We start from the raw sequence: 20,998 nt of genomic DNA on the forward strand, positions 1-20,998 counted from the left end.
CTTGAGTGACTAAGTGATCACCCTATATAGAATGTGTGATTTGCAGTGCTTGAAAAATTTTGTGATCTTAATCATCAAAAAGATGACTAAAATCCGAAAGTTATTTTAGAGCTCGACCACAATATAAATATTTTTCTGACAATTTTGGTAGATAATGCCACCCTATTCTTGAATATGGCATGGATAATGTATACATCTGTATATTAATAATGCATTAGAAGCGAGATATTTTGCATGTCCAGTTCAAGTGATGGTTTACAATTTCCAATCGACCCTGCAACCCAAAAATCTAGCTCCTCTAATGTAGGAAAAGAAATCGTCGCAGAAGCATTATCAACTGTTGATAATCAAACAGCTAAACAGGTTTTGAATGAAAAAAATTGGCGTAAAAATTATCCTCTATATTTTAAAGCCTTAGTCAAAAATGGTATCAAGTCGGTAAGCAACCCCATCACCATTGCCAAGCAAGGTTTACACAAAGCGCAACATAGTTTTGACTTTTTTAGACATGGGCAACGTTATTCTTTAAAAGATGTCATGAACGTTCTCATCACCGAACAGATTCAAACCATTACTGTTAAAGGTCATGCCCAAACTCAACCAGAATGGTTTGTGCCTTATCATGGTCAACACTTAAAAGGTACAGCTCTACTCAAGCAAATCCAAGTTTGGGAAGACACTGGCATTATTGAAAGCAGTCATGCACAAGCTTTACGTGAAGCTATTGCACATCCTGAATGGTTTGACTTATCTGATCGAACAATGGTGCTATTTGGTGCAGGCTCTGAAGCTGGGCCACTCACGTGGTTATCCCAATGGAAGGCCAATATTATTGCTATTGATTTGCCCAATCAACGTGTTTGGGAAAAAATCCTCAAAACTATTCAAGCTGGTAATGCCACGCTATACGCTCCTAGTTTTGAACATATTGATGACATTCAAAATATTCAAGAACTTAAAACTAAATTAGGTGCAAATCTACTCACCCAAATCCCAGAAATTACGCAGTGGTTATGTGACAATCCGCATAAACTGGATTTGGCGTCTATCGCGTATTTGGATGGCGAAAAGCATGTCCGTGTTTCTATGGCAATGGACAGTATTATGAGCCATGTCAGTGAACAAAAACCTGATTCATCACTGATGTATATGTGTACACCAACTGATGTATATGCGGTTCCTAAAGAAGTGATTTACGGTGCAACAGAAAAAAATCAGCAACGTTCAAAACTTGAAACACTTTTAAGTAAAAGTATTGCAACAGTTTCAATGAAGCAATTCTTTCAAAATAACGATCAACAATTAATCCATTCTGACAATGGACAATCTTACGGCATTGCAGACTGCTTAGTTGTGGAACAAGGTCCAAATTACGCCTTGGCAAAACGTATCCAACAATGGCGAGCGACTTTGGCACGACATGAAGGACAGCATGTCAGTATTAATATTGCTCCTTCAACAACAACGCATTCCGTCACTAAAAATCCACTGTTAAAAGCAGCATTTAATGGGGCAAGTTTGTTCAATGTTGAAGCATTTCATCCTGAAACCACCAATGCCATCATGGCTGCACTGTGGATCCATGATTTAAGGAACCCAGATTCTGTTTCTAATCCCAAAACCACAATGCAACACCCATTAGAATTGATGATGGAAGGTGCTAACCATGGTGGTTTATGGCGTGTTGCTTATCTTGCGCGAACAGCCTTACCTTTTGCTGCAATCTATGGTTTCGCTACAGATAAATTCCCCATCAACAAAGCATTCAAAAAACTCAAAAAGTAAACTTTGGCGTTAATTGATATTCACGAAAATACATTCTCAAGCCAATAAAAAAACGCTGCAATTGCAGCGTTTTTTGGTTTTTAATTCAGTTGAAAATTAGAATACTTTCAATAACAACCAGTACAACGCACCCGACAAACAGATTGTTGCAGGTAGTGTAAAAATCCATGCCGAAAGAATCGTACGTACTGTCGCAAAATTCAGTCCAGTCTTATTGGCAACCATCGTTCCTGCTACAGCACTGTTCAATACATGTGTTGTAGAAACTGGCATACCAAAACCGTCAGCAGCAGCAATTGTAGACATTGCAACCAATTCAGCAGACATCCCTTGACCATAAGTCATGTGATGTTTACCAATACGCTCACCTACAGTTACAACGATACGTTTCCAACCCACCATTGTTCCTAAACCCAATGCAAGTGCTACAGCAACTTTCACCCAGTTCGGAATGTATTGAAGGAAAGAATCAAGGTTTTTACGATACTCTTTCACCGTTTTGTCTTGTGACTCACTCATTTTTGGCAATTGATCTGCTTTTTCTAAACGTTTGAAAGCCGTCGTACTTAAGTACATATCATTACGTAATGAAGAAACTTCAGCTTCAGGAATATCTTTTAGATTATCAAAATGACCAACACGCTCACCTAAATGATCAGTCAAACTTGCCAAAGCAGGTACAACGTCTGGTGTGATTTCTTTGGTTTGAATATATTTCGTGATGGTTGTACGTGCTTGTTCATCTGAAATATTTGAGTGCTCAGCATAAATTGCTGTTGCAGTTTGACCCGATAATTGAGAGAAAGACTGCAAATGATGCTGATCTAAATTTTTATTTAAAGAATAAGCCAATGGAACCAAGCCGATCAGAATTAACATGATCAAACCCATCCCCTTTTGCCCATCATTTGAACCATGTGCAAAACTTACACCTGTACAAGTGAAAATCAGAATTGCACGAATCAATGGTGGTGGTGGCTTATTGCCTTCTGGTGGTTGGAACAATTCTAATTGTTTTCTAAATATTTTTTTCACGATCAAGAATACAATTGCTGCAAAAGCAAAACCGATTAAAGGTGAGAATAATAAAGCCTTACCTACTTTAATCACTTGGTCCATGTCTACACCGCTTGCACCACTCGATGAAAACAAAATGTAGTTCATGATGCCGACACCTAAAATCGAACCGATCAAGGTGTGAGAACTTGAAGCAGGAATTCCGAGGAACCATGTTCCCAAGTTCCAAAGGATCGCAGCGATGAGCATGGCAAAAACCATAGCAAAACCAGCACCGCTTCCGACATTCATAATTAATTCGACAGGAAGCAATGCAATAATGCCGTACGCGACAGCACCACTTGCAACCATCACCCCAAGGAAGTTACAAAAACCAGCCCACATCACAGCAACAGGTGCAGGTAATGCATTGGTATAAATAACCGTGGCTACAGCATTGGCTGTATCATGGAAACCATTTACAAATTCAAAGCCTAAAGCGATAAATAATGCTGTCGCTAAAAGGATAACCGAATATAAGCTTAAAGGTGGAACATGTGCCAAATCTGCACTTAATTGCACACCGATATAGATCAATGTTGCAACGATAATCGTCAAAAACACCGGCATAAAAAATTTCGGTGTTGGTACGTGTACATTCGTCGACTTTACAGTGTTTGAATGTGCAGAATCTGAGACGGGAGGTAAATTCGAATTCATGCAGACGGTTAAGAGGATAATAAAATCCCCTTATTGTTCAATTTAATTGTGACAATTATATGACAAACAGCTGTAATAAATAGCGAATTTATTCACTATTTTATTCTTATTACACCGACTAAAAATGATTTTTTAAATATCCATATCTTTTAAATTCAATAATTTAAATCAACAAAAACCAAAATTCACTTACCAAATAATGACTATTTCGACTGTAATAATATTTGTAATATTTCAGACGAATATTACAGATAAGCGCTAAGTAACACAGATTTTGCCTTGTTTTTATGACAAATTGATGAAAAAACACACGCTATTCTTTATTTCAACTATATAAAAATGTTCAATTTAACAAATCAAACATTCCCATGAATAAAACGACATTGAAATTGGCTTTTGCAGTTTTCACTTAGAGTATCTGTTAATATATTGCACGTTTAAAAAAACTGTCTGAGAGTTTTGAATGTCGACACTTGCCACTTTAAAAGAGCTTCTTGCCCAACGCATCCTGATCATCGACGGTGCGATGGGAACCATGATTCAGCGCCATAAATTAGAAGAAGCAGATTATCGTGGTGAGCGTTTTGCAGACTGGGCCTCTGACTTAAAAGGCAACAATGACCTTTTGGTACTGACGCAGCCTCAAATTATCCAAGGGATTCACGAAGCTTATCTTGATGCTGGTGCAGACATCATTGAAACCAACAGTTTTAATGGTACACGTGTTTCTATGTCTGATTATCACATGGAAGATTTAGTCCATGAAATCAACTTTGAAGCTGCACGACTTGCCAAAGCAGCGTGTGAAAAATATTCAACCCCTGAAAAACCACGTTTCGTGGCAGGTGTACTTGGCCCAACTTCACGAACTTGTTCGATCTCTCCAAATGTCAATGATCCTGCATTTCGTAATATTACTTTTGATGAACTCAAAGAAAACTATATCGAAGCAACACATGCACTCATCGAAGGTGGTGCTGACATTCTCTTGATTGAAACAGTATTTGATACCTTGAACTGTAAAGCTGCAATCTTTGCGGTAAAAGAAGTCTTTAAACAGCTTGGTCGTGAATTACCACTGATGATTTCGGGAACAATTACCGATGCATCGGGTCGTACCCTCACAGGGCAAACGGCGGAAGCGTTCTGGAACTCAGTACGTCACGGTGATTTACTGTCGATTGGTTTTAACTGCGCATTAGGCGCAGATGCGATGCGCCCGCATGTAAAAACGGTTTCTGATGTTGCTGATACCTTTGTTTCAGCGCATCCAAATGCAGGCTTACCCAATGCTTTTGGTGGATACGACGAAACGCCGGAAGAAACGGCTGCATTCTTAAAAGAGTTTGCGGAAAGCGGTTTGATTAATATTACAGGCGGTTGTTGTGGTACAACCCCCGATCATATTCGTGCCATTTACAATGCCGTTAAAGACATCAAACCCCGCCAAGTACCTGAAACAAAACCAGCATGCCGTTTAAGTGGTTTAGAGCCGTTTAACATTTATGATGATTCATTATTTGTTAATGTCGGCGAACGGACTAACGTGACAGGTTCTAAAAAATTCCTCCGCTTAATCCGTGAAGAAAACTTTACTGAAGCTTTAGATGTCGCATTGCAACAAGTGGTTGCTGGTGCGCAAGTCATCGACATTAACATGGATGAAGGTATGCTCGATTCACAAGGTGCAATGGTGCACTTTTTGAATTTGATCGCCTCTGAGCCTGAAATTTCGAAAGTACCAATCATGATTGACTCATCAAAATGGGAAATCATAGAAGCAGGTTTGAAATGCGTACAAGGGAAACCAATTGTCAACTCGATTTCCTTAAAAGAAGGTTATGACGAATTTGTTGAAAAGGCACGTCTATGCCGTCAGTACGGTGCTGCGATTATCGTCATGGCTTTTGATGAAACTGGACAAGCCGATACCGCTGCACGTAAGCGTGAAATCTGTCAGCGTTCTTATGAAGTATTGGTCAATGATGTCGGCTTCCCTGCGGAAGACATCATTTTCGATCCAAACGTGTTTGCTGTTGCGACAGGTATCGAAGAACACAACAACTATGCTGTGGACTTTATTGAAGCAACGGGCTGGATCAAACAAAACTTGCCACATGCGATGATTTCGGGTGGTGTGTCTAACGTATCCTTCTCATTCCGTGGCAATGAACCTGTTCGTGAAGCCATTCACTCAGTTTTCCTCTACCATGCCATCAAACAAGGTATGACCATGGGAATCGTCAACGCGGGTCAAATGGCGATTTATGATGATATTCCAAAAGAGCTGAAAGATGCCGTTGAAGATGTCATTCTTAATCAAAATCAAGGCGACAGCGGTCAAGATGCCACTGAAAAACTGCTCGAAGTTGCAGAACAATACCGTGGTCAAAGTGCTGCACAAAAACAAGTTGAGAACCTTGAGTGGCGTAACGATACCGTTGAAAAACGTCTTGAATATGCTTTAGTCAAAGGAATTACTGCTTTTATTGATGAAGATACGGAAGAAGCTCGCCTAAAATCTAAACGTCCATTGGATGTGATTGAAGGGCCACTCATGGACGGCATGAACGTGGTTGGTGACTTGTTTGGCTCAGGCAAAATGTTCTTACCGCAAGTGGTGAAATCAGCCCGTGTAATGAAACAAGCGGTCGCTTGGCTGAATCCGTACATTGAAGCTGAAAAGACAGGTAGCCAATCTAAAGGTAAAGTGTTGATGGCGACCGTGAAAGGCGACGTTCACGATATTGGTAAAAATATCGTTGGCGTGGTTTTGGGTTGTAATGGCTATGACATTGTTGACCTTGGCGTGATGGTACCTGCGGAAAAAATCTTACAAACAGCGATTGATGAAAAAGTCGATATTATTGGTTTGTCCGGTTTGATTACCCCTTCTTTGGATGAAATGGTTTTCGTTGCCAAAGAAATGCAACGTAAAGGTTTCAATATTCCTTTATTGATCGGTGGTGCAACGACGTCTAAAGCACATACTGCGGTAAAAATTGACCCGCAATATTCAAATGATGCAGTGATTTATGTAGCAGATGCTTCTCGTGCTGTGGGTGTTGCGACAACATTACTATCAAAAGAAATGAAGCCTGCTTTCGTTGCTGAACATCGTGCTGAATATGAAAAGGTACGTGAACGTATTGCCAATAAGCAACCTAAAGCAGCCAAACTGTCTTATGCAGAATCGATTGAAAATGGTTTGAAAATTGACTTTGCAGCCAATAAACCTGCAAAGCCAAACTTTATTGGAATGCAGACTTTGACCAATTATCCACTAGAAACTTTAGTGGAATATTTTGACTGGACACCTTTCTTTATTTCTTGGAGTTTAGCGGGTAAATTCCCGAAAATTTTACAAGATGAAGTGGTCGGTGAAGCTGCAACGGATTTGTATAATCAAGCTCAAGCAATGTTGAAAGACATTATTGACAATAAACGCTTTGATGCACGGGCTGTGTTTGGTATTTACCCTGCCAATCGTTCAGCGGCAGATTCTGTCGAAGTCTTTAGTGAAGATGGTCAATCTGTAACACATACCTTCCACCATATTCGCCAGCAGTCGGACAAAGTCACAGGTAAACCAAATTTATCATTGGCTGATTTTGTTGCAACTAAAGATCAAGCTGAAGACTACTTGGGTGGTTTCACGGTTTCAATCTTTGGTGCGGAAGAAATGGCGCATGAGTTTAAAGCCAAAGGTGATGATTATTCTGCCATCCTTGCACAATCTTTAGGTGACCGTTTTGCCGAAGCTTTTGCTGAACATTTGCATGAGCGTATTCGTAAAGAGTTTTGGGGTTATCAGGCCGATGAACAACTCTCTAATGAGGAATTGATTAAAGAGAAGTATGTCGGTATTCGTCCTGCACCAGGTTACCCTGCTTGTCCTGAGCATTCTGAAAAGGCGTCTTTGTTTGATTGGTTAGGTACGACTGATAAGATTGGTACGCAATTGACCAGTAGTTTTGCGATGTGGCCACCTTCAAGTGTCAGTGGTTTTTATTATTCAAATCCGCAATCTGAATATTTTAATGTGGGTAAAATCTCTGGTGACCAGTTAGAAGATTATGCAAAACGTAAAAATTGGACTTTGGATGAGGCGAAACGTTGGTTAGCGCCGAATTTGGATGATTCGGTGGGTTAATAAGTTTAATGTTTAATTAAAAAATCGCCTCATTTGAGGCGATTCCATTTAATTTCGATCAACTAAACCTGCGATATAAATTGTCCCATTTAAAATATTATCGCCTAATCTCACATGATCAAATCTAAAAACTTTCTTATCTGTATCAATTGTAAGTCCTGAACAAAGATTTTCACGATCTCCACAGTTAATTTTATTTACACCATCATTATATTCAAGTGTAATGTTGCCATTAAACTCTTGAATAAGTTGAAAAGGCAGTGTTTTAATCTCACTTTCTAATCGAACATTATATATCTTTTGATCATTTACAACACGTGCTGAGTAACCATCTCCTGAAAACTCCAAAAGCGCTTTTTCAGTATTAAGAGTAATATTTGCAGTGCTTCTTGGAATAACTAGATTAGAATTAATTGTTTTTTCTATATTCTTATTTTTGTCATAGAACTTTACTTTATTTAAATTAAGTGACAGTAATTTACCATCTTCTCCCCAATTAACTTGAGAGGAATCAATATCTAACCACTCACTAGAAAATGAATCATCAAACTCATTACTATTGCTTATATACAGACTTACAGAGGGAGTATTAAAAGAATTTGAATCTTCAATATTTTGATTTAAATATAAATAAACAGACTTATCATTATATTGTAATTGAATAACATCAATAGATCCAATATACGTGCGCTCTATATTATCTACAGTTTCAATATACCTGTGCATATCAGTTTTAAAATTGGAAAGTTTATAATCTTGACCATTTATACTAAAACTTCCAGTTTCTTTCACAATAGGAAAACGATCTTTGTTAAAAGCAATCCAATTTTTAGGAATTAAAAATTCGAACTTACCTGAAATGATTGCTTCGGATTGTTCCGAAAACTTAAAATAATCTTTGATTAAAATATTAGGTGTATTACTAAACTTGATATTCAATTTTCGAGTTGACTCATCAAAAGAGTACGTTGAGTTCTCTTGACATCTTATATTATTAAAGCATTGTAATGCACTTACGTCATATCCTGAAGACCAAACAAGACTAGAAAAATTAACCTCTTTTGTGTGTTGATCAAGCTCTAACCAACCAAGAGAAGAATTGTTACTATTTTCTAAATCAGAATTGCTAATACTAAGCGTAACTTTAGAGATATTTCCATAAGCAGAGAGCTGATACTCCTGCTCATTAAAAGGCAGCTTTAGTCGCTTTTCAAAAGCATCTGATTTTATTGTGAGTAAATTATCTGTAGATTGATCAGTTTTATTATCAGAACCCGAACCACCACAACCTACTAAGAATACACTCAATATTAACACATTGAATAATTTAGATTTCATTTATAATCCGTAATGTGATACCTACTCAAAAAGTATACAATAAACCTACTTGACCACGTAATACTTATTAGCTCTCTTAAGATAAAGGAAAAAAATTATTCATAACCTTTTCCAAAGCAGCAACTCTGCATCCGTCATATTATTTCTAAGGTCACGTGAGGGTTGTTTTAAATTTTTATTATAGGGTTTCATTTTTATTCTTTTATGTAATCCCTCCTAACTTCCCTTTAAGAAAGGAGATTAGAAGGGATACACCAATCACTTTCTAAAATTAGACAACAAGGTATTGGTAATCGACTTATTATTTTCAACGATTCTAGTCTTTTTAGCCTTTGCTGATTGATCTTCAACACGTTCAATTTTCATCGCTCTTAACTTACCATCGTTTTCAACCACGATAAATTTAACTCTTTCGTTTCGCTTCGGCTCACCCTCTGCAAGCGGAAAATCAGAAATATGAAAGAAAATATCTTGTTCAAGCCCGCCAATAAACCCGAAGCCTCGATCGGCGTCGTATTGTTTAATTTTTCCTTGCTGAAATTCAGACTTCATAGATATTCCCCATAGTGGTACACAATCGTATTATTATACCCTGATCTAAATAAATAAAGAAAAATACCAAAAAATTGCCTTGCTCAAACAGAACAGCGGCCATAAAAAAGCCCACTTTTCAGTAGGCTTTCCATTTAAATCAAAACTTAGTGCGCATGCCCTGCACCGACATTTCCTTTTGGTCTAGGACATAACCAAATAATCAATCCTGCGAAAATAAAGATCATCGCAAAAATCAAAAACACATGATTGACTGAAAGAGTTAAAGCTTCTTTATCGACTAAATTGGAAATCGTACCTAAAGCCATTTCAGGGCTAAAACCATTATTAACCAAGTTACGTTGTGTTTCTTCAACATGCATAGTCGAAACAATCTCACTACGTGCCAACTTCGCATGATCATCCCAAATGGTTACGGCAATAGATGCACCAATTGCTCCCGCCATAGTTCGCATAAAGTTCATCAAACCCGCAGCTGAAGCCACTTCATCAGGACGAACAACACCCAAAGCAATATTTGACAATGGAATAAAGAACAGTGGAACTGCAAAACCTTGAATAATCTGCGGTAAAGCCAATGCCATAAAGTCAGCATCTGTAGTCCAAAAAGAACGCATCAGTGTGACGCCGCCCAAGATCATCAAACCAAAGCTCGCTAATGCTCTAGGATCGTATTTGGTCGCCATTTTTGCCACAATAGGTGACATTAACAAACTACCAAAACCCATCGTTGCTGTCAGATAGCCTGCCCATGAAGCGGTATAGCCCAAGTTGATTTGTACCCATTGCGGAATCAAAACAATACTGCCAAAGAAAGCCGCAAAAGCAAATGCTAAGGACAGCGTTGCAATGGTAAAACCACGGTAGCGGAAGATTTGAATATTGACGATTGGATGCTTTTCATAATATTCCCAGATAAAGAAAGCAATAAATCCAATCACGAGAATCACAGCAAGTATGCAAATAAAGCTGTTATTAAACCAATCTCGTTCATGCCCTAGATCGAGCATCAACTGAAGCGCACCAATCCACACAATTAAAAGTGTTAATCCTATCGTATCAATCGGAAGCTTGGCAGTTGGTGTTTCCGCAACTTTCATTAAGCGCATAACACCTAACGCACAGATCACACCCACAGGAATGTTAATGAAGAAAATCCAGTGCCAAGAGAAATTATCACTGATCGTTCCACCCAGAATCGGCCCTAAAATTGGGCCAACAACAGTGGTCATTGCCCACATGCCCATCGCTTGAGAGTGCTTTTCAGGTGGGAAAATACGCATGAGCAAAGTTTGGCTGAGTGGCATAATTGGCCCACCGAATAGGCCTTGTCCAATACGACAAAGCACAAGCATAGCCAAACTATTGGATAAACCACACAAGACTGAAAATGTAGTAAAACCAATCAAACTAATAATAAAAATACGTACCGCACCAAAACGCCCTGCAAGCCACCCCGTTAAAGGAACGCAGATTGCTTCTGCTACGGCGTAAGAAGTAATCACCCAAGTTCCTTGCGAACTTGAAACAGCTAAACTTCCTGTAATATGAGGCACGGATACATTGGCAATGGTCATGTCTAAGACAACCATGAAATTTGCCAATGCAAGGAAAAAGGCAGCCAGTAACAACTTACCGCCTTTTAACTCGCCTTGAAAAGTTGCGCTATTCATAAGCCATTACTTCGCTGCTGAGGTATCGACCTCTGCTTCCATGGATAAACCCACACGTAATGGATGTTCAGCCAATTCTTTAGGATCTAGCTTGATTCGCACAGGTAAACGTTGCACCACTTTAATCCAATTCCCTGTTGCATTTTGTGCAGGGATTAGAGCAAATGCTGAACCTGTACCACCGGAGAAACCGATGACAGTGCCATGATATTCAACGTCTTTGCCGTATAAATCTGAAGTCAGAGTCGCTTTTTGACCGACTTTGACATTTTTCAATTGGCTTTCTTTAAAATTCGCATCGACATATAAAGCATTGATTGGAACAATTTTCATCAAACTTGAACCTGTTGCAACACGTTGCCCCACTTGAATACTACGACGTGTAACCACACCATCTAAAGGCGCTTTGATTTCTGTACGTTGTAAATCAAGCAAAGCTTGGTCAAGTTTAGCTTGCGCAACCAATACAGCAGGTGTCGAAGATTGCGATGAACCTTTGATCAATGCTTCATTGGCATCTAAGTTACTTTGTGCCGCTTTACGCTTAGATTCAGCTTGCGCAAGCGATGCTTGAGCAACATCAACACTGGCTTTGGCATTATTTAAAGCACTTTGCGATTTGGTAAATTCTTCTTTAGAAATTGCACCTGAAGCACTCAATTGCTGACGGCGTGCAAACTCTTGTTGAGCTTGTTGATAAGCCACTTCCGCTTGCGCCACTTGTGCTTTAGCACTGTTAATATCATCGGCACTGACTAAAATTTGTGAAGACAATGAACTGCTATTTGCTGAACTCTGCGTATATTGGCGCTTGGCTTTGGTCAATTCTGCTTCGGCTTGAGCAACTGCAATTTTCGCATCACGATGATCAATAATAACTAAAACATCGCCTTTTTTGACTTGTTGTGTATCACTCACCAATACTTTTTCAACTTGCCCACTGACCATAGAAGTAATTTCGGCAGTTTCCGCACCGACATAGGCATTGTCTGTGTCTACTGAATTTCCAAAAAGCAAAGCCCAAATTGCATATAAAGTCGCTGCAACAATGGTGATCATTGCAAATATTTTCAGCATTTTCTTACGTTTTTGCTGCGCCTCTAAATCTGTTTGAGAGTCTTGTGCCTCATTGGGAGATGCATTCGTCGTTTGCGCTTCAGTCATCGCATATTCCTGGCGTTTATGGCCTCTATCACTATCTTTAGCCGAGTTTAAGCATTGAAGCTGAATTCCAACTTAACAACTTAAATGAAACAAATATTAGATAATGCGTAAGTCCATTTTTTTAAATTTGTGGCGGTCAATTTTACAGATAAAAATCATTATGTGAGAATAAAAATATTACTCACCAGTTTAACTAGAAAATTTCCCGTAAAACTATTGGTTTTAATGGGTTCTCCATAAAAAAAATAAGCCACCAAAATAATCATTTTGATGGCTTATATTGACATAAAAAATACAATCTGTACTAGTCAGTACACTTAAAAAATTTAATAGGCATAAGATGCGATTGCAGTTGCAATGGCTTGACCTTCATCATTGACCATCGTCATACGCATGGTGCAACCTTTACGTCCCATTCGTAAAGTTTCAGCTTTAGCAATGAAATGTTTACCACGGCCAGGTGCCAAATAGTCAACACGCATATCAACCGTTGCTAAACGAGATACTTTCTTCAATGTATCTGGAAGTTGGTCTGGTTCTGCTCGTTTATAAAGCTCTCCCATCGCCACAATTCCACCAATACTGTCCAACAATGTTGCAGCAACACCGCCATGTAAAATCTGAAAGGCAACATTTCCGATCAAGAAAGGTTGCATTTCGATGTAGCCTTCAATTTCATTATTCACAACACGCATTTGCATGGTGTTGTGTGAAAAATAAGGAGAACCGTTAAACGCTTTCGTTAACTGATTCAGGACGACATTTAAGTCTGCTTTCGCACCTAAATGTAAATTACCCGTCCACTTTTTTTGTGATTCGCTTGGTGCAGAATCAGTTTTAGAAGAATCACTCATCATAATTTCGAAACCAATAATGAGAAAAAACTTGAGTTTTTTCCCAAAAGACATGTGAAAGGACTACAATTATGACCTAGTTTAATACTGAACAACGAGATTGTGTTATGACTTATACGTTCAATCGTCCTGCTTTTCCCGCTACGCGTATGCGCCGTATCCGTAAAAACGACAAACTTAGAGCGATGGTCAGAGAGACTCAACTCACAGCAGATCATCTCATTTATCCAGTATTCGTACTTCCAGGACAGAACCAAACCCAAGATGTGCCAAGCATGCCAAATGTACAGCGTTTATCTGCCGATTTACTGTTGAAAAAAGCAGAAACCTTGCTAGAACTTGGTGTTTCTAAACTTGCCCTCTTTCCAGTAACACCACAACAAGACAAAAGCTTAACCGCAGAAGCGGCATGGCATGAAGATGGTTTAGTACAAAATACGCTACGTCTTTTGAAAAAAGAGTTACCTGAAATGGTGCTCATCACCGACGGCGCATTAGACCCTTATACAACACATGGCCAAGACGGTATTATCGATGAAACAGGTTATGTTTTAAATGATGAAACTGTTCAATGTTTGATTAAACAAGCTTTAAGTCATGCCGAAGCAGGTGCAGATGTGATTGCACCGAGTGATATGATGGATGGGCGTATTGGTGCTATCCGTACTGCATTGGAAAGTCATGGTCATATTTATACCAGTATCATGGCATATTCTGCAAAATACGCATCAAGCTTTTATGGGCCATTCCGTGATGCAGTCGGTTCATCATCGAACTTAAAAGGTGGCAATAAATACAATTACCAAATGGATGTCGGTAATCGTGCAGAAGCATTGCATGAAATCGCACTGGATATTCAAGAAGGTGCCGATATGGTCATTGTTAAGCCAGGCATGCCTTATTTAGATGTGGTGCGTGAAGTTAAAGACACCTTTGGCGTACCGACCTTTGTCTATCAAGTCAGTGGTGAATATGCGATGCTCGCAGCAGCAATTCAAAACGGCTGGTTGTCTGAAAGCGTCATCATGGAATCACTCATGTGCTTCCGTCGTGCAGGTGCAGATGGTATTTGGACATACTATGCTGAACATGCGGCACGTCAGTTAAAAGAAATGAGGTAATCAATCCCTCCCAACCTCCCTTTTAAAAAGGGAGGCATTCATTATCAATTTAATGAAAAGTTGAAAACCCTATCTACGCAAGTTTTAAAGAGCAACTATCAAAACTGTGCGTAAATGGGGTGAATGAAAATAAAATTGAGTATCGGTATAAAATACAAAATGCACATCGCCATTATTGGTGCAGGAGTAAGCGGATTACTCACTGCCTTAGAACTTGCAGAACAAGGCTGTAAAATTACACTTTTTGATCAGCAGCAAGCTGGACATGCTGCCTCATGGGCAGGAGGTGGTATTCTCTCTGCAATGTATCCATGGCGATATCCTCAAGAAGTCAACGACCTTGCCCAATACGCAAAACAGTTTTATCAACAATGGAATGCAAAATTACAACCTGAGACAGGAATCGATTTTCAAATCCATGAAACAGGCATGCTTATTTTTGATGAAGATGATTTTGATATTGGACTGAATTATAAAGAAAAATATCAAGATCCAATACAGCATTGCGAATATTTAAAAAGAACGCAACTTGAACAAGTAAACCCACATATTTCACAACAATTTCAACATGCGATCTATTTTCCACACTTGGCAAATATACGAAATCCAAGGCTGCTCAAATCACTGATTACTTATCTCAAACAACTTCCCAATGTTGAGGTGCATGAAAATACATGGATTGAAAAATTTAATATTCAAAATCAACACATTCAATCCATTCAAACCTCAAGTGGACAACATTTTGTAGCAGATCAATTCGTGATTGCGACAGGTGCATGGTCAAACTGTTGGTCTGAACAATTACAACTTTCGATCCCAGTTGAACCCGTTCAAGGGCAAATGATGCTATTCAAAACCCCTGAAAATTGGTTACCAACGATGTGTATGAACAAAGTGATGTACCTGATTCCACGTATGGATGGTCATATTGTTTGTGGTTCAAGTATGCAACATATTGGTTTTGATCAACGACCAAGCGTACAAACACAGCAAAACATTTATAAAGCTTGTGTAGAAATGGTGCCTGAGCTTGCTGATTTTCCAATAGTAAAACAATGGGCGGGCTTACGACCAAGTTCACCTACAGGTATTCCTTATATCGGACAAATGCCTGAGCTGGATAACCTTTGGGCCAATTTTGGGCATTATCGTAATGGTTTATGTATGGGGCCTGCGTCTGCTCAATTACTGAGACAACTTATTTTAAATCAGGACACTATAGTCAATGCTGATGCGTATTCTACCGAACGCTTAAAACAAGCTGGATGAAAAACAGAGCCTTATAAGCATGATGTCGATGATGAGTCACTGGAGTTTACGCATTCATAATTTGCTTTAAAGCACTGGTTAAATCTACATATTGAAATTGAAAATTCTCTTTTAGCAAAGCTTTGGATTGAACATATTGCCCATTTAAAACCAATTGAGATTGTTCCCCCATCAGCATTTTCATCATAAGACTTGGCAGGAATAATAAAGGTTTACGCTTTAAAACCTGCGATGCTGTCTGGGCAAATTGCGACTGAGAAATATGATCAGGTGCAACCACATTATAAATTTCCTGAGGAGAATTGCTTTTAAATAAAAATAGAATGGCTTGAATGACATCATCCACATGTACCCAAGTCATCGGTTGGCGGCCTGAACCAATTTTCCCTATTAAATTTAGTTTAATGGGCAATAACATCTGTGGCAATATTCCACCACCTTTTCCAAAAACGACAGCTAAACGCATGATTTTAGTATTTTGATCGAGATGACTGAGCGCTTCGGCTTCCCATTTTTGGCACAATTCAGACATAAAGATATTTTGAGATGGTGATGTTTCATCACATTCAACCGACCAATTTTCATCAAGATCGATACCATAAAAACCGATCGCAGAAGCTGAAACGATACATTCAGGTTTGATCTGAAATTTCTCTAAGCTTTGATAAAGTTTTTGCGTTGTAACAACACGACTTTGAATCAGTTGTTGCTTGCGTTTAGCTGTCCAACGCCCTTCTCCAATACTTTCTCCTGCCAAATTCACCACATAATCTATCGATAAGTTTTCAATTTCAGAAAAATCTTGGATCCATCGAAGCTGTACATTAGTCGATGTTTTTTGTTGTCTAGAATATCCAACCACCTGAAAGCCATGACTGAGTAAATATTCAAGTAAATGACTGCCAATAAATCCTGTCGCCCCTGTGACTAAAACTGTTTTCATTTTCTATTTATTCCTGTTTTATTTTTTGAGTTATTGAGAAAGAGAGAGTAAAACTATCCTCCAAACATTTTTGCTGCCATACGTTGTGCTTGTTTGCCATAAAACCAGTAAGTAATTAAATATAAAGGAACAGCAAGCATGAGTAACATTAAAATTGAAATGCTTAAAAATTGAATATTTTGTAAGCCTGATAAAAAGTTTGTTAGAACTTCAGGATTCTGCTGAGAAAAATATATAATTTCTCCAACTAAACCAACTAAATTATAGCCCCAAAAAATCAGGCTAAAGCCGATGGTGAATTTTTTCTGCTCTTGTTGAGTTGGTGCTCGTTTTTGTTGCTTTAAAAACAGATGCAACACGATAATCATGCTGATTAAATATGGAAATGCAATTAGAATCCCTGCAATTTGATTCGGTACAAGTAAACTGATTAAACCCATCACCATAGTCAACACTAAACAAAGAACAAAAAACCATAAAAAATATTTGCTTAGCGAAACCATCGATACTTATCCAAACTTCAAAAATACATTATAAGAAATTTTTTTTAATTTTTTTAATTTTCTTGTCAACCAATCCGAAACTTATGTCGTTATATAAGTATAAGGTCGCAGCAACCAAGTCCTAGTGCACGGCATCCGCATAGATTTGGAGACCTTCCTCCCTAGAGAGACCTAAAACTTATGCTTCAACATCTAGATTTAGAATAGCAGCCTAAATCTAAATTGAAAGAAGTATTTTGGCCGACGATTTATCATCACTCGAATCGTCGGCTTTTGTTTTTTATAGAATCCTTTTTTAGTTTGATTTGATTATTACGATACAAACTATGAATCAGCTAACACCCAAACATCGACATCGAGAATAACTATAACTAAGCAACTTCTTGTTTGAGTCGGATTTGCTGAGCAACTTTTAGAATCATCATCATCCCCATACACGTAAATGCTAACATTAAAATTCCCATATTAAACAGTTGACTCCAAACCAAGAAATTCAGAACCACGCCACCTAAAAGCCCACATGCAAACTGCATACTTCCCATAATCGCACTTGCCGTTCCAGCCCTTGCACCTTGTCCAGACATTGCCAAAGCCATTGCATTTGGCCCAGTAAACCCAATGCCTGAAACTGTGAGGAAAAGCCCAAACATGACTAAAGCAAATGGCGCAGTCGCCAATAATCCTGCGAAAACAATAATCGAAGCACCAAGCACTTGAATCAGACCACCTATTTTCAAACGGTTAATGACAGAGACTTTATTGGCTAAACGCTTATTTAAAGACGATAAAATAATAATACCAAAAGCGTTAAAACCAAATGCATATGCAAATTGTTGCTGAGACAGATGATAACCATCCATCAACACGGCTGAAGCTGAACTGATATAACAGAACAAGGCAGCACCCGTAAAACAGCCTGCCATCATAGGAAAACGGAAAGTTTTATCTTTTAAAATAGCCGCATATAAAATAAAAACTTGTTTGAAATTCAAATTTAATCTGCGCTCTGGAGTGAGTGTTTCTTTAAATAAAAAATGTACGCACAACAAACAAATGAAACCGATTAAAGACAATGTAATAAAAACCACATGCCAATCAAAGAAATGTAGAATTGCTGCACCAATGCTTGGTGCAAGAATTGGTGCAATCCCCATCACAATCATCATACTCGCAAAAGCTTGTGCTGAACTTTGGATATCCAGACGATCACGAATCGCAGCTCGTGCCATCACCACGCCGACACAGCCACCCAGTGCTTGTAGAATTCGTGCAGCAATCAAAGACCAATGATCTGGTGCTATGACACATAACAAACTGGCAATCGTGTAGAGCACCATACCAAAATACAATGGTTTTTTCCGCCCAATACGATCACTAATAGGACCATAAATCAGTTGTCCAATGGCTAGACCTAAAAAATAAGCGGGTAAAGTATTGGCTATTTGTTGTGTCGAAACATGGAAGTCTTGTGCCATTTCAGGCAATGCAGGCAAATACATATCAATGGATAATGGCCCCAAAGATGTAAATAAAGCCAAAAGCATAATCCAACCAATAGAATACTGTTGCCTAGCGTTTTTTTCAGACATAGATCATTTATAATTGCATACGAAGATTACAGACAAGTTTACACTGTCCGATGTATGATTTGACATTGATAAGAGTGAAAAATCACATAAATCACCTATCCTGATCAGCACCATAACACCTATTGATTAAATAAGGATTTCCTTTGAAGACTTGGTTGTTAAAACTCCGAAAAGCCACCTATAACACAAGTTTTATGTATAACTTGCGAATGATCATTGCCTTTTCAGGTACAGCTTTTGTTCCTTATTTTATGGACAATCAGTTAATGACCATTCCTTTAACCTTAGGTGTTCTTGCCGCAGGTTTAAGTGATATTGATGATCGCTTTTCAGTACGTATTCAAAACTTATTGTATACCTACATTGGATTTTTCATTACCGCAACTTCAGTCACTCTACTTTTTCCTTATCCAATTATATTTGCCATTGGGTTGATAGTTTCTTGTATTGGCTGGATTCTCTTAGGTTCTTTAGGGCGTCGTTATGCCACGATTTCCTACGGCTGTTTGGTGATTTCTGTATATGCCATGCTTGGTGTACATTTATTTGATCAGTGGTATATGCAACCAACTTTATTGGTTATTGGGGCAGCTTGGTATGGGTTGATTTCAACAATTAGTTTTCTACTTTTCCCAGTTCGCCAAGTCCAAGACAAATTATCACAGTGTTATTCAGCACTGGGCGATTTTTTATTTTCAAAATCGAATTTGTTTGATGTCGATATGACCTCAGACAGCTATCAACAAAGCATGATTAGTTTATCCTTAGAAAATGGGCAATTGATCACCATCTTCAACGAAATGCGTACTGCCCTACTCACTCGGTTAAAAGGTGATAGAGGTCAACGTGATACGCGTCGAAGTTTGCAATACTATTTTGTCGCCCAAGATATTCATGAACGCGCTGACTCTGCGCATATTGACTATCAAAAATTAGCCAAACTGTTTGAACACAGTGACATTCTATTTCGTTTCCAACGTGTTTTGGCATTACAAGGTAAAGCATGTAAGGATTTAAGTGATAGTATTTTGCATCGCACCACATATCGGCATAATACGCGCTTTGAACATGCATTTAAAAACCTGCGCTATTCTTTAGATAAGTTAAAACAAGAAGAAAAATATGATTTGATGTGGATCAATGCTTTCTTTTCTCTTTATCAAAACCTCAAATCGATTGATGCTCAGTTGAGAAATCTCGAAACTGAACGTCATATTACGACTGATCAAAGCAAACATATTGAACACCAACTCAAAGATGATGATTTAAAAGGTTGGGACGATATTTTTATTCGGATTAAACAGAATTTAACGCCTGAATCTGTTCTGTTTAGACATGCGATTCGTGTTTCGATTGTACTTTTCATTGGTTATGTTTTTATTCAAATGACCAATATTGAATATGGTTACTGGGTGCTACTCACTGCGCTTTTTGTCAGTCAACCCAATTTTAATGCAACTAAACGTCGTTTACGTTTAAGAATTATCGGTACATTGGCTGGCATTATTTTAGGTTATGCCATTTTATATTTTGTCCCATCCATCGAAGGGCAACTCTTATTATTGGTGCTCACAGGTGTGCTGTTCTTCGATTTACGCAGTAAACAATATGCCCAAGCCACTGCTTTTGTAACAACTTTGGCTTTAATTAACTTTAATCTTGATGGCAGTGGCTTTGACGCAGGTCTGCCCCGTATGATCGATACGATTATTGGTTGTGCTTTGGCATGGTTTGGCGTGAGTTTTATTTTCCCCGATTGGAAATTTCGCCGCCTACCAAGAACCATTCAGCGTTCTTTGGAAGCACAATGTAACTATTTGGCTGAGGTAATCAATCAATATCATCATGGTCGAAATAATGCTTTGAATTATCGAATTGTCCGTCGTGCTGCACACAATACCGATGCTGATGTGGCTTCACTCATTTCAACTTTAGCCACTGAACCTGATTTTGATCCAAGTCAAAAAGCTTTAGCATTTAAATTTTTAGCATTAAATCATACATTTATTAGTTACATTGCCGCATTGGGTGCACATCGGGCGAAAATACAAGATCAAGAGGTGTTAAATTTAATGGATCAAGCATTAGATGACATTCGTGGGGCTTTGTTACGAGATGAAACACCCGATCTTACAGCGCAAAATATGTTGCAGAATATACGAACCCGATTGAACCAGTCAGAACTAGACCAATCTAAACCTTTGATTATTCTTCAACAATTGTCACTTATGTTTAGTATTTTAGACCAATTAAGAACTTTAAAACAAAATTTAAGCCATGCACGTGATGAACATTCGACTGAATTGGCATCTTTATAAATGTGTATAAAATTTGCTTC

Annotated in this window: 14 protein-coding genes; 5 read left to right on the top strand and 9 right to left on the bottom strand. The window is 38.4% G+C overall.

What is annotated here, in order from left to right; all coding sequences use genetic code 11:
• Nucleotides 1–234 precede the first annotated feature (234 nt).
• Nucleotides 235–1,785, top strand: a complete 1,551-nt coding sequence (locus tag ACY45D_RS13715) for a hypothetical protein (protein WP_463107236.1) — start codon at nt 235–237, stop codon at nt 1,783–1,785.
• Between the two features lie 96 nt (nt 1,786–1,881).
• On the opposite strand, the gene ACY45D_RS13720 is transcribed toward ACY45D_RS13715, so the two are convergent.
• On the bottom strand, nt 1,882–3,501 hold the full coding sequence (locus tag ACY45D_RS13720; RefSeq protein ID WP_463107237.1) for an inorganic phosphate transporter: 1,620 nt from the start codon (nt 3,499–3,501) through the stop codon (nt 1,882–1,884).
• Between the two features lie 463 nt (nt 3,502–3,964).
• On the opposite strand from ACY45D_RS13720, the gene metH reads away from it, so the two are divergent.
• A complete protein-coding gene (metH, locus tag ACY45D_RS13725) occupies nt 3,965–7,654 on the top strand; it encodes a methionine synthase (protein ID WP_463107238.1) in 3,690 nt (1,229 codons plus the stop codon).
• 48 nt (nt 7,655–7,702) lie between these two features.
• On the opposite strand, the gene ACY45D_RS13730 is transcribed toward metH, so the two are convergent.
• From ACY45D_RS13730 to ACY45D_RS13750, 5 genes are all read right to left on the bottom strand, one after another.
• On the bottom strand, nt 7,703–8,992 hold the full coding sequence (locus ACY45D_RS13730) for a hypothetical protein (protein ID WP_463107239.1): 1,290 nt from the start codon (nt 8,990–8,992) through the stop codon (nt 7,703–7,705).
• Between the two features lie 258 nt (nt 8,993–9,250).
• On the bottom strand, nt 9,251–9,544 hold the full coding sequence (locus tag ACY45D_RS13735) for a cold-shock protein (protein WP_463107240.1): 294 nt from the start codon (nt 9,542–9,544) through the stop codon (nt 9,251–9,253).
• A gap of 146 nt (nt 9,545–9,690) precedes the next feature.
• A complete protein-coding gene (locus ACY45D_RS13740) occupies nt 9,691–11,217 on the bottom strand; it encodes a DHA2 family efflux MFS transporter permease subunit (protein ID WP_463107241.1) in 1,527 nt (508 codons plus the stop codon).
• 6 nt (nt 11,218–11,223) lie between these two features.
• A complete protein-coding gene (locus ACY45D_RS13745) occupies nt 11,224–12,381 on the bottom strand; it encodes an HlyD family secretion protein (RefSeq protein WP_463107242.1) in 1,158 nt (385 codons plus the stop codon).
• 326 nt (nt 12,382–12,707) lie between these two features.
• A complete protein-coding gene (locus tag ACY45D_RS13750; RefSeq protein ID WP_463109492.1) occupies nt 12,708–13,235 on the bottom strand; it encodes a thioesterase family protein in 528 nt (175 codons plus the stop codon).
• Nucleotides 13,236–13,342: 107 nt separating this feature from the next.
• Between ACY45D_RS13750 and hemB the strand changes: the two genes are divergently transcribed.
• Both hemB and thiO read left to right on the top strand, forming a co-directional pair.
• Nucleotides 13,343–14,356, top strand: a complete 1,014-nt coding sequence (gene hemB / locus ACY45D_RS13755; protein WP_463107243.1) for a porphobilinogen synthase — start codon at nt 13,343–13,345, stop codon at nt 14,354–14,356.
• A 159-nt stretch (nt 14,357–14,515) separates the two neighbouring features.
• Complete coding sequence (gene thiO, locus ACY45D_RS13760; RefSeq protein WP_463109493.1) at nt 14,516–15,625, top strand: glycine oxidase ThiO; 1,110 nt, start codon at nt 14,516–14,518, stop codon at nt 15,623–15,625.
• Nucleotides 15,626–15,671: 46 nt separating this feature from the next.
• Here the strand turns inward: thiO and ACY45D_RS13765 are convergent, their stop codons facing one another.
• The 3 genes from ACY45D_RS13765 to ACY45D_RS13775 all read right to left on the bottom strand — a co-directional run bounded on the left by ACY45D_RS13765 (nt 15,672) and on the right by ACY45D_RS13775 (nt 18,660).
• Nucleotides 15,672–16,568, bottom strand: a complete 897-nt coding sequence (locus ACY45D_RS13765; RefSeq protein ID WP_463107244.1) for a TIGR01777 family oxidoreductase — start codon at nt 16,566–16,568, stop codon at nt 15,672–15,674.
• Nucleotides 16,569–16,621: 53 nt separating this feature from the next.
• A complete protein-coding gene (locus tag ACY45D_RS13770) occupies nt 16,622–17,071 on the bottom strand; it encodes an ABZJ_00895 family protein (protein WP_463107245.1) in 450 nt (149 codons plus the stop codon).
• A gap of 371 nt (nt 17,072–17,442) precedes the next feature.
• Nucleotides 17,443–18,660, bottom strand: coding sequence for a multidrug effflux MFS transporter (locus tag ACY45D_RS13775; RefSeq protein WP_463107246.1), 1,218 nt, complete (start codon nt 18,658–18,660; stop codon nt 17,443–17,445).
• Nucleotides 18,661–18,803: 143 nt separating this feature from the next.
• On the opposite strand from ACY45D_RS13775, the gene yccS reads away from it, so the two are divergent.
• A complete protein-coding gene (gene yccS, locus ACY45D_RS13780; protein WP_463107247.1) occupies nt 18,804–20,978 on the top strand; it encodes a YccS family putative transporter in 2,175 nt (724 codons plus the stop codon).
• Nucleotides 20,979–20,998 lie beyond the last annotated feature (20 nt).

It is taken from the genome of Acinetobacter sp. BZX-2 (assembly GCF_055179795.1).